The sequence below is a fragment of the Amycolatopsis acididurans genome, assembly GCF_012328925.1.
Lineage (GTDB): Bacteria > Actinomycetota > Actinomycetes > Mycobacteriales > Pseudonocardiaceae > Amycolatopsis_E > Amycolatopsis_E acididurans.
Genome location: NZ_JAAXLS010000008.1, coordinates 148579 through 159629, shown reverse-complemented (window position 1 = coordinate 159629; position 11051 = coordinate 148579). Strand labels below are relative to the sequence as shown.

The 11051-nt window shown below is 69.6% G+C and carries 12 protein-coding genes; 4 read left to right on the top strand and 8 right to left on the bottom strand.

Going from position 1 to position 11051, the window contains the following annotated elements; genetic code table 11:
* Window positions 1-53: 53 nt before the first annotated feature.
* Genes HFP15_RS15065 through HFP15_RS15050 form a run of 4 tightly spaced genes read left to right on the top strand, consistent with a single transcriptional unit; the run spans window position 54 to window position 3416 of the window.
* Window positions 54-884 carry an SDR family NAD(P)-dependent oxidoreductase gene (locus HFP15_RS15065; RefSeq protein WP_246271698.1) on the top strand — a complete coding sequence of 277 codons (831 nt, stop codon included), beginning with the start codon at window positions 54-56 and terminating at the stop codon, window positions 882-884.
* Between the two features lie 18 nt (window positions 885-902).
* Window positions 903-1532: a TetR/AcrR family transcriptional regulator gene (locus HFP15_RS15060; protein ID WP_168515853.1), complete on the top strand. Its 630-nt coding sequence runs from the start codon at window positions 903-905 to the stop codon at window positions 1530-1532.
* A gap of 8 nt (window positions 1533-1540) precedes the next feature.
* Window positions 1541-2698, top strand: a complete 1158-nt coding sequence (locus tag HFP15_RS15055; RefSeq protein WP_168515852.1) for an acyl-CoA dehydrogenase family protein — start codon at window positions 1541-1543, stop codon at window positions 2696-2698.
* Between the two features lie 22 nt (window positions 2699-2720).
* Window positions 2721-3416, top strand: coding sequence for a TetR/AcrR family transcriptional regulator (locus tag HFP15_RS15050; RefSeq protein WP_312871599.1), 696 nt, complete (start codon window positions 2721-2723; stop codon window positions 3414-3416).
* Here the strand turns inward: HFP15_RS15050 and HFP15_RS15045 are convergent, their stop codons facing one another.
* The 8 genes from HFP15_RS15045 to HFP15_RS15010 are packed head-to-tail and all read right to left on the bottom strand — an operon-like array spanning window position 3417 to window position 11047.
* A complete protein-coding gene (locus HFP15_RS15045; protein ID WP_168515850.1) occupies window positions 3417-4637 on the bottom strand; it encodes an NAD(P)/FAD-dependent oxidoreductase in 1221 nt (406 codons plus the stop codon).
* Window positions 4638-4644: 7 nt separating this feature from the next.
* Entirely contained in the window at window positions 4645-4836 is a 192-nt protein-coding gene (locus tag HFP15_RS15040; protein ID WP_168515848.1) for a ferredoxin, read from the bottom strand.
* Window positions 4837-4854: 18 nt separating this feature from the next.
* Window positions 4855-5718: an SDR family NAD(P)-dependent oxidoreductase gene (locus HFP15_RS15035; RefSeq protein WP_168515846.1), complete on the bottom strand. Its 864-nt coding sequence runs from the start codon at window positions 5716-5718 to the stop codon at window positions 4855-4857.
* A 50-nt stretch (window positions 5719-5768) separates the two neighbouring features.
* The gene (locus HFP15_RS15030; RefSeq protein ID WP_168515844.1) at window positions 5769-6971 is read right to left on the bottom strand and encodes an acetyl-CoA acetyltransferase; all 1203 of its coding nucleotides are present in this window, start codon (window positions 6969-6971) and stop codon (window positions 5769-5771) included.
* Window positions 6971-8389, bottom strand: a complete 1419-nt coding sequence (locus HFP15_RS15025) for an OB-fold domain-containing protein (protein ID WP_246271697.1) — start codon at window positions 8387-8389, stop codon at window positions 6971-6973. Before HFP15_RS15025 ends, HFP15_RS15030 begins: the two co-directional genes overlap by 1 nt.
* Window positions 8386-9582, bottom strand: coding sequence for an acetyl-CoA C-acetyltransferase (locus HFP15_RS15020; RefSeq protein WP_168515842.1), 1197 nt, complete (start codon window positions 9580-9582; stop codon window positions 8386-8388). The genes HFP15_RS15025 and HFP15_RS15020 overlap by 4 nt, the downstream gene beginning before the upstream one ends.
* Complete coding sequence (locus tag HFP15_RS43880) at window positions 9579-10841, bottom strand: acetyl-CoA hydrolase/transferase family protein (RefSeq protein ID WP_168515840.1); 1263 nt, start codon at window positions 10839-10841, stop codon at window positions 9579-9581. Before HFP15_RS43880 ends, HFP15_RS15020 begins: the two co-directional genes overlap by 4 nt.
* On the bottom strand, window positions 10838-11047 hold the full coding sequence (locus tag HFP15_RS15010) for a hypothetical protein (protein ID WP_210717320.1): 210 nt from the start codon (window positions 11045-11047) through the stop codon (window positions 10838-10840). The genes HFP15_RS43880 and HFP15_RS15010 overlap by 4 nt, the downstream gene beginning before the upstream one ends.
* Window positions 11048-11051: the final 4 nt, after the last annotated feature.

The following is an 11051-nucleotide window of genomic DNA, read 5'->3' as shown; positions in this document are numbered from 1 at the left end:
CTACCCCTGCGTCACTCCGTGGCTGTTTTCAAATTGAACATAAATTAGATAGTATGGCCCCGTCAACCTGGGTGAAGGAGCACGAAATGGATCTCGGCCTGCGGGACGCACGGGTGCTGGTGACCGGAGGCGCCTCCAACATCGGACGCGGCATCGTTCACGGTTTCGCGGCCGCGGGCGCCCGCGTGCTCATCGGTGACATCGACGGCGAGCAAGCGGAGAAGGTACGCGCCGAGGCACTGTCCCGTGGTGCCGCCTCGGCGGAGGTCGCGGAGCTCGATCTGACGACCGAGGACGCTGGTGAACGAGCGGTCGAGCGGGTGCTCGGCCTGTGGGGCGGCCTCGACGCGCTCGTGTGCAACGCGGGCTGGAGCGAACCGCGGTTTCTGCTCGACGACACCGACCGTGCGCGCTGGCAGAAGACGATCGAGGTCAACCTGTTCTCCGCGATCGCATGCACGCAGGCCGCCGTCCCGCCCATGCGTGCCGCCGAATGCGGTTCGATCGTCTACATTTCCAGCGACGCCGCGTTCGGGGAGATCCGGCAAGCCGTCTACGGCACGACGAAGGCCGGCCTCATCGCGCTGTCGCGCACCGTCGCCAAGGAGCACGGCCGCCATGGCATCCGGTCCAATGTGGTCTGTCCGGGACTTGTACTGCCGGAGAGCCCGGATGCCATCGGCAGTACGAGCCTGTGGTCGGGCGGCCGCGACTCGATCTTCGACGAGCGGCAGATCGAGGGATTGAGCAAAGCTCTCCCCCTCCGGCGGCTGACCACGGCCGAAGACGTCGCCAACGCCGTGTGCTTCATGTCCTCGGAGACGCTCGCGCGACAAGTCACCGGGCAGGTCCTCGCCGTCAACGGCGGCTATTCGATGCCCTGACGACAGAAGGACATTTCCATGGCGAAGGCCAGTCGCTCCGGCGGCACCCGAGAGCGCATCCTGACCGCCGCGGCGCGGGTGCTGAGCCGCCGCGGCTACTCCGAGGCGCGCCTCACCGACATCGCCAAGGCCGCCGACCTGCGCGCACCCGCCGTCTACTACTACTTCCCCTCACGCGAGGCGTTGATCACCGAGGTGATGACCGTCGGACAGGTGCGGCTTCGCGAACACGTCGAAAAGGCGCTCGCCGAACTGCCGCCCGGCACCGGGCCCATCGACCGGCTCTGCGCCGCCGTGGCCGCCCACCTGCAGGTGGCGCTGCGGCTGTCCGACTTCGCGACCGCCGTCACGAGGAACAAGGGCCAGCTGCCGGAGGACGTCCGGTTGCGACTACGCGAGGACAGTGCGGCCTACCTGACGCTGTGGCGGTCCTTGCTGGAAGACGCCGCCACGGCGGGCGCGATCAGGCCCGGCCTGGATCTGCGCGCCGCCCGGATGCTGGTGATGGGCGCGTTGAACTGGGCGCCGGAATGGTGGGACCCACGGCAGGGGTCGCTGCCCGCCCTGATCGGTACGGCGCAAAGCCTGGTCCGCCACGGCCTGACCGCGCCCGGCGCGGACACCATCTCTGATCCGATCGAAGATTGAGGAGTCACATGAGCACGCTGTCCCTCGAAGAGCGGGCGGTCGTCGACACGGTGCGCGATTTCGTGGACCGCGAGGTCCGGCCGGTGGCCAGGGACCTCGAGCACGCCAACGAGTATCCGGAGAAGCTCATCGAGCAGATGAAGGAACTCGGCATCTTCGGTCTCGCCATACCCGAGCCCTACGGTGCGGCACCCGTATCGACGCCCTGCTATGTCGCGGTGACCGAACAGCTCGCGCGTGGCTGGATGAGCCTGGCCGGCGCGATGGGCGGCCACACCGTGGTGTCGAAACTGCTGCTCGCGTTCGGCACCGAGGAACAGAAGCGCCGGTACCTGCCGCGCATGGCCACCGGCGAGGTGCGCGCGACGATGGCCCTGACCGAACCCGGCGGAGGTTCGGACCTGCAGGCGATGCGCACGATCGCCCGCCGCGACGGCGACGACTTCGTGGTCACCGGTACCAAGACCTGGATCAGCAACGCGCGCCGCTCGCAGCTGATCGCACTGCTGAGCAAGACCGACCCGGACGCGCGCCCCCGTTACCGCGGCATCAGCATCCTGCTGATCGAGCACGGACCAGGTCTGACGGTGTCCCGTGACCTGCCCAAACTCGGCTACAAGGGGGTGGAGAGCTGCGAGTTGTCGTTCGACGGTCACCGCGCACCGGCCACAGCCGTGCTCGGCGGCGAGCCGGGCCGGGGATTCGCGCAGATGATGAAGGGGCTGGAGATCGGGCGCATCCAGGTCGCGTCGCGGGCGCTGGGTGTCGGACGGGCCGCGTTCGACGACGCGTTCCGCTACGCGCAGGAGCGCGAGTCCTTCGGCACCCCGATCTGGCGTCATCAGTCGGTCGGAAACTACCTCGCCGACATGGCCACGAAACTGACCGCCGCCCGGCAGCTGGTGCTGCACGCGGCCCACCGCTACGACGCCGGCGACCGGTGTGACCTGGAAGCGGGCATGGCCAAGCTCCACGCCTCCGAGGTGGCGATGGAGATCGCGCTGAACGCCGTCCGCATTCATGGTGGATACGGCTACTCCACGGAGTACGACGTGGAGCGCTACTTCCGCGATGCCCCGCTGATGATCGTGGGTGAAGGCACCAACGAGATCCAGCGGAACGTGATCGCCGGCCAGCTCGTCTCGCGTGGCGGTCTGGACTACTGAACAGAGCGCCTATAATTGACGCGTGACTAGAAAACCGGCTGCCCGCCCCGCGAAGGCCACGAAAGCTGGCGACACCAAATCGGCGCGCACCCGGGAACGCATCCTGGATGCGGCGGCGCACGTGCTGAGCAGGAGAGGGTACTCCGGCACGCGCCTGACCGACGTCGCCGAGCAGGCCCAGATCCAGGCGCCGGCGATCTACTACTACTACCCGTCGCGCGAAGACCTCATCGAGGAGGTCATGTGGACCGGTATCTCACGGATGGCCGACCACGTGCAGAAGATCCTGGACGAGCTGCCCCCCGAGACGGCGCCGATGCGGCGGATCGAGACCGCGGTCGAGGCGCATCTAAGGTACGCGCTCGAAGTATCGGACTACTCGACGGCGGCCGTGCGTAACGCGGGCCAGCTTCCCGACGAGCTGCGGACCCGCTACAACGCCGAGGCCGCGCGCTACGGCGACCTGTGGCGCAAGCTCGTGCAGGATGCCAAGGCCGAGGGAGAACTCCGCGACGACCTCGAGCCCATGGCGGCCCGGATGCTCGTGCTGGGTGCGCTGAACTGGAGCACCGAGTGGTGGAACCCGCGCCGGGGGTCGATCGACTCGGTGGTGCGCACGGCCCAGTCGCTGGTGCGGCACGGGCTGAGCGTGCCGGAGGGCGAGACGGAAGCCAAGCCCGCTCCCCGGCGCCGCGCGAAGCGGCCCGCCAAGGTCTGATCAGGCCGCCGCGCTCCGGCGGGCGGCGGCGAACTCCATGGCCTGCGCCCAGCTCGCGCGCCGGGCGATGAGCCCGCGGTACTTCATGACCACCCGCTGGCCGTTCAAGGTGAGCGCACCGACAAGCCGGTCGGCCTCGCGGTAGAGCGCGACCCAGCGCCGGCCCGCCGTCACGTCCCCGTCGACCACGACGACCTCGTCCGCCTGTGGCACCCCCACGAACTGGATTCGCGAGCCGTACCAGTCAGACCAGAAGTACGGCACGGTCTCGTACGGTTCCGCGTTGCCGGGATCGAGCGCGTTGCGCGCCGCCAGCGCGCCCTGGTCGGCCGCGGAGGTCCAGTGCTCGAGCCTCATCGGCCGGTCGAACAACGCGTTGTGCCACCGCGCCACATCACCGGCCGCGTACACACCCGGCGCCCCGGTCGCCAGCGTCGCGTCGCAGACGATCCCGTTGTCCACCGTCAGGCCGGAACCGGCGAGCCAGCCGGTCGCGGGATCCGCACCCACCCCGACGACCACCAGATCGGCATCCACTGTGGACCCATCGGACAGCACCACGCGTTCGGCGCGTCCCGCACGTCCTTCGATGTCCACGACACCGACCCCGCAGCGCAGATCCGTGCCGTTGAGCCGATGCAGGTCCGCGCACGCCGCGCCCATCCGCTTACCGACGGCCCGAACCAGTGGAGTGGGCGCCGCTTCGACCAGCGTGACCGGCAGTCCTCGTTTCCGTGCCCCGGACGCGATTTCGGACCCGATGAACCCCGCGCCGACCACGACCGTCCGCGCACCGGCGTCGAGCGCCGCGCGAACGGCCCGTGCGTCGTCGAGGGTCCGCACCGTGTGCACGCCCGACAGCCCGGCACCGACCGGCAGCGTCCTGGCCTGGGCGCCGGTGGCCAGTACCAGGGCGTCGTAGCCGATTTCCCTGTCCCCCACGAGGACTGCCCGCTCCGCCAGGTCGAGACCGGCCGCGGGAACGCCCAGCTCCAGGCCGACGGCGAGTTCGCCGCGGAGCACGTCCTCGCCGCGATAGGTCGGTACCTGGGGTTCCGGTGCGTCGAGGAAGGCCTTCGACAGCGGTGGCCGGTCGTAAGGAAGATGTGGCTCGCCGCCGACAAGGGTGACGCGCCCGGCGAAGCCCGCCTTGCGCGCGCCTTCGACGGCACGCAGCCCGGCCAGCGACGCTCCGACCACTACCAGGTGCCGATCGGTCATCGGTGCCTCAGCGCTCCAGCCGCAGTGCCTCGGTCGGGCAGCCGGTCACGGCGGCCTCGACGTCGGCGATCTGGTGTTCGGTGATGGTCTCCTCGAGCAGCACCAGCTCGCCTGAATCGTCCACTTCGAACACCTCGGGTGCCAGGGATTCGCAGATCCCCAGCCCGGTGCACTTCGCGCGCTCCACAATGATCTTCATGATTTTCGTTCCTCTTTCTCAGCCGACCGGGTTGGTACCGGGAACGGCTTCGTCCATGGCGGTGATCTCCGCCCAGCGGCTGCCGATCTCATCGAGGGAAGGTGGCTCGGCGAAGCTGACCCCCTTGCCCTGGAACAACTGGACGCGATAGACCTGCCCACCACCAGCCACCAGGACCAGCCCGGTGTCGGCGCACTCGTCCGTGAGCAACTGCGCCACAACAGGGGCCACGTGTTCGGGGGGCAGCTTCGCCAGGACCTCGGAGGGCGCGACATCGGCGGTCATCCGGGTGGCCGCCATCGGGGCCACCGCGTTGACTCCGATGCCGTGGCGCCGGCCCTCGATGGCCAGGGTGTTGACCAAGCCGACGAGCCCGTTCTTGGCCGCCCCGTAGTTCGACTGGCCGAAGTTGCCGAACAGGCCGCTGGTGGAAGTGGCCATCACGATGCGGCCGAAACCCTGCTCACGCAGGTGCGGCCAGGCCGAACGGGTGACGTGGTAGCCGCCGTCGAGGTGCACGCGAAGTACCGCGTCCCAGTGTTCGTCAGCCATCTTGTGGAAGGCCGCGTCGCGCAGAATCCCGGCGTTGTTGACCACGCCGTGCACGGCGCCGAACGCCTCCAGCGCGGTGCCGATGATGGCCTGCGCACCCTCCGCCGTCGCCACGCTGTCGTAGCTGGGCACCGCCGTCCCGCCGGCAGCACGGATCTCTTCGACCACACCGTCCGCCATCGACGTACCCGCACCCGAGCCGTCGCGTGCCCCGCCGAGGTCGTTGACGACCACCTTGGCTCCGGCCGCGGCCAGGAACAGGGCGTATTCGCGCCCGAGCCCGCCACCGGCTCCCGTCACCACGATCACGCGGTCCCGTACCCCGGACATGCCTTCATCCTCTCAGTTGAATTTAATATAAATTAGAAATCTGCCGCGCGTCAAGTAACGGGGCCGCGCTCGCGGCCGACGACGGACACGAACGACACGCATGAACCCGGCCTGCCACCGAGGTTGTGTGTCAGCCCGAGACGCGGCTGGGGCAGCTGTCGTTCGCCCGCTTCGCCGCGGAACTGCAGCCAGCACTCGTACAACATCCGCAACCCGCTCGCGCCGACCGGATGACCGAAGGACTTGAGACCGCCGTCCGGGTTCACCGGCAGCCGGCCGCCGAGTTCGAACGCACCGTCGAGCTCGTCCCGCCATGCCTTCCCCCTGGCCGAGAATCCGAGATCCTCCATGAGGACGAGTTCGGTCGGGGTGAAACAGTCGTGCACCTCGGCGAGCGAGAGCTGCGCGGCGGGATCGGTCACGCCCGCTTGTTCGTACGCATCCGCAGCGCTGTGCGCGACCTCCGGGAACGTCGTGAAGTCGTAGCCGGGGTCTACCGCACCGCGCGCGGGCCCGGCCACCATCGACAACGCCTTCACGAACACCGGCCGGTCGGTGTAGTCGAATGCCTCCTCCGCCCGCACGACCAGCGCACAAGCCGCGCCATCCGACACACCCGAGCAGTCGAACACGCCCAGCCGCCCCGCCACCAACGGGGCGGACTCGATCTTCTCCTTCGCCACCGGTGCACGGAATTGCGCCTTCGGATTCCGCGCGCCGTTGGCGTGGTTCTTCCACGCGACGTGCGTCATCGCCGAACGCATGTCCTCGGCGCTCACGCCGTGGCGAGCCCGGTAGGCCGGATCCAGCAGTGAGAAGGCCGCCGGCGCGGTCAGTGTCAACTCGGCCGCCGTGCCGTCACCCGGCGGATCCATCCTGGTCAGCCCGGAGAATCCGGAGTCCTTCAGTTTCTCCACGCCGATCGCCAGCACCCGGTCGTAGGCTCCGGAAGCCACGGCGTAGCAGGCGTTTCGGAAGGCCTCCGACCCCGTCGCGCAGTAGTTCTCGACGCGAGTGACGGGTTTGTAGTCCACGGCGAGCGCCCGGCTCAGTGTCATCCCGGACTGACCGGACCCCAGCGTGCCCAGCCAGTAGGCGTCGATGTCGTCGCGGCCCAGCCCGGGCAGCCCGGCCAGACATTCTCCGGCGGCGTCCACCAACAGGTCTTCGACGGAGGATTCCCACCGTTCACCGAAGCGAGTGCACCCCATGCCTACGATCGCGACGCGGTCGGCGATCCCGTGGCTGCCCATCAGCTCTCCTCATCCGCGCGCACCGGCCGCGCCTTCCAGAAGTAGTTGTGCACACCACCTGCGGTGTACAGGCGGCGGAAAACGGGCTCGACGCGCGTACCGGCGCCTACCTCGTCCGGCGCCGCGTCCGCGACCTCCAGCGTGTACCGGCCGCCACCGTCGAAGTCGACAACGGCCTCGATCAACGGCGGGGAAGGCGAGAACGCCAAACGGTCCACTGTGTACGTCGCCACCGTGCCGGCGCTCCCGGCGCGAGGCTCGGCCACCATCTCGTCCACGGCCCCGCAGTCCCGGCAGACCCTGGCCGGCGGCAGGTGCGTGAAACCGCAGGCCTGGCACCGGGTTCCGCGGAACCCGAACTTCCATGCGACCGCGCGGGCCGAGGGAGGCCCAGCGGGCATGTCCGGTTCGGGGCGGCGCGGCGGCTCTCGCGTCAGCAGGCCCCGCCACGAGAGGTAGGTCAGGTAGGGCACCTCGTGTGCGCGTGCCAGCTGGGCCGCCACGGTTCGCGGCGCGCGTCGGCCAGTGCCGGTGCGCAGCAGAAACCCGTCGACGCCGTCCGCCAGAGACAGCGCGAGGACGGTCTGACCGGGCTCGGCGGTGTCCAGCACCGAAGCCAGCGCCAATCCGAGATCCGCCGCACCCGCGTGTCCCGCAGGTGAACCGGCCACTGTGGACAGACTGCCGGTGATCAGCCGTCCGGCCTTCGCGCTCACCTGCCGATTCGGCGACGTGATCACGACGTGGTCGGGCGCCCCCACGCCGCCCTCGGAGAGCAGCTCCTTCGCCGCGCGCTCGGCCAGGGGAAGATAGTGCTCGAGCCCGAAGCGGTCCTCCCACTGGCGCCCCGCCGCATCGCCAGGACTTCGCCAGCGATCAAGGAACTCGGCGGTCAGCGACGCCTGTGCGACGACCTCGGCAACCGGATCCGCCGTCTCGCCGAAGAGGAACGCCGCCGCGCAGTCGCCGCCCGAATGCTCGTCCGCCGAGCCGGACAATCCCGTGCGTACATCGGCGAGGACGGCCAGCCCGCCGGTGGCCGCCGCCATCCGGACGGCGGCGACGCCGGAACGCGCCGCGCCCGCGAAGTCGGCCGCCATGGTCTCGAGCGCCAAGCCCAGCGCCGCGTGAATGGCGGTCGCGTTGGTCTTGTCGGCGTATGCGGGCGAGGTGGTGGCGAAATACAGCCCGCCGACCGCGGCGCCGTGCGGCAGCAATGTCCTCGCGGCCTCGACGCCCATCGTCGTGCTGTCCTCGTCAAAACCGGCCGCAACGCGAAGACCCCTCCCCACCGCCACCCGGTGCGCCGGCAGGTAGGTTCCGTATGCCGCGATCTTCGCGCGCACGCCGCCCTGTGCCTTGCGGGGCACCCGCACCCGGTCGGCTCGCATGATCGAGGCTCCGCCATTGTCGATCATGCCGCCTCCACGAGTGCCGCCATCCCCTGCCCGCCACCGACACACATCGTCAGCAGGCCGTGCCGACCGCGACGGCGGCGCAGTTCGTGGAGCAGCGTGGTGAGCATCCGGAGCCCCGTCGCACCGATGGGATGCCCCAGTGAGATGCCGGAGCCGTTGACGTTGACGCGATCGTCGCCGGTGAGCCGCCATTCCCGAAGCACGGCGAGCACCTGCACCGCGAAGGCCTCGTTGATCTCGATCAGATCCACGTCGTCGAAACCGAAGCCGGTACGCGCGAACAACCGGGCCACCGCGGGTACCGGACCGAGCCCCATCGTCGCCGGCTCGCACCCGGCCGCGGCCCACCCGGTCAGAAAACCGTCCGGTGCCAGGCCGAACGTGTCGAGTACATCCTCGGCCACGACGAGGCAGGCCGCCGCGGCATCGTTCTGCTGGCTCGCGTTGCCCGCGGTGACCGTCCCACCGGGCAGCACCGTGCGCAGCCGGGCAAGACTGTCCACAGTGGAGTCCGCTCGGATTCCTTCGTCGCGCTCGAACGGAACCGGATCGCCTTTACGCTGAGGCACCTCGACCGGTACGACCTCCTTCGCGAACCGTCCGGACTCCCACGCCATGGCGGCGTTGCGGTGACTGCGCACCGCGAACTCGTCGGCCTCTTCGCGCGTGATCCCGTATTCGCGTGCGAGGTTCTCCGCTGTCTCCACCATTCCGCTGATCCGGCCGAACCGCCATTCCGGCTGGGAGCGCTCACGTCCCCGGTCGAGCCGGTCGTACAGCATCGCACCGCCCGACCTGCTGCCCCAGCGCACACCCGTGGCGTAGTGCTCGATGTTGCTCATGCTCTCCACGCCACCGGCGATGACGACGTCGGCCGCGCCGGTCTGCACCATCATCGCGGCGGTGGCCAGTGCCTGGAGCCCACCGCCGCAGCGGCGGTCGGTCTGGAACCCGGGGACCCCGATCGGCAGTCCCGCGTGCAAAGCCGCCCAGCGGCCGACGCACGGCACTTCCGAGTTGGCATAGGACTGGGCGAACACCACGTCTTCGACGGCTTCAGGGTCCACACCGGACCGGCGTACCGTCTCCTTGATCACGGTCGCGGCCAGATCCTCGACGGGAACCGGTCGCAACCCACCGCCGAAGGCGCCCACCGGCGTGCGCACCGGCGCCACGATCGCGGCTCGTCTCATGCTGTCCTCCTCACATCCGATGCGGTCAGCGCGGCACGATGGCCGGGGGCCGCGACGGCGAGCATCGCCTCGCGCCGCCCGGCGAGGCCGAGCCCGCGCAGATCCGCCACGCCGTGCTCGGTGACCACGAAGTCCACCTCGCTGCGAGGCGTGCTGACCGGCCCCCGGAGCTCACCGACGATGCGGCTGTGCCCACCGCTCTCCGAGGGCAGGGCCACGATCGCCTTGCCACCCGGCGAGGCATGTGCGCCCCGGACGAAGTCGAGTGCGCCGCCCACGGCTCCGACGTAGTTCCCGGCCGCGATCTCGGCGTTGACCTGTCCGGTCAGGTCGACCTCAAGGGCGGAGTTGATCGCCACGAACTTGCGCTGCGTACCCAGCACCCGGGGGTCGTGTGTGTAGGCGGTCGGGCGCAGCCGCACCGCCGGGTTGCGGTGGGCGAACGAGAACAGGCGCTTACTGCCCATCAGCATCCCGCCGACGCTGACGTGCCGGTCAACGGTCTTACGCGCGTTCGTGACCACCCCGGCTTGCATCAGATCCGCCACCGCATCGGTGACCAGTCCCGAATGAACACCGAGATCGCGGTGCCCGGCGAGTGCGCGCAGGATCGTCTCCGGTAACGCGCCGATGCCGCACTGGAGCGTGGAACCGTCCTCGACGAGGCCCGCGACGAGCTCGGCGATTCTGCGTTCCGCGGCCCCCGGCCGTTTACGCCCCGCCGCCGCGGGTTCGGTGACGGTGTGGACGATCACGTCGATCTCAGTTTCGTCGAGCAGCCTCGACCCGTGTACCCACGGCACGTTCTCGCTCACCTCCGCGATCACCACCCGCGCCGCATCGATGGCGGGAGGCAGGTACTCCTCCGCGAGCCCCAGGCAATATCTGCCGTCCTCGTCGGGCGGTGGCACCAGCAACAGCACCACGTCGATCGGGAACCTGCGGGAAGCGAACAGGGCGGGCAACGCGGAATAGGGACTGGGCAGGATGTCCAGCGCCCCCGACTGCCACAACGCGCGGTTGCCGCCGGCTCCGCAGTAGGACACGAACGACACGCGGTCACCGTGCTCGACCTGGACGGTGCCGGCCGCCGGCAGGCCCAGAAAACATCTGAACCGGCCGATGTCCGCGCGCCGTTCCAGCAGGCGCGAGGTGAGTGCCACCGGCTCAGCACACGCCTGACCCCAGATCACGGTGTCGCCAGGGCGGACATAGCAGGCGAAGTCGAGTTTCCCCGGCGAATCGAGATGAACCGTCACCCGTCCTCCCGCCACCGGTAGGCGGATGGATCCGCCAGGTCCTGCAGCGTCCGGTGCGGCAGCCACACGAGGGTTTCCAGCTCCAGCGCGTCGAGGTACCGGACCCGCCCGGAACGCAGATCCTCCAGCCGCAGCCTCGGCCCGTTCGCCGCGTGATCGATCCGCAGTCCGACTTCGGCGAACTCGCTGCCCACGATCCCATCCACGTGA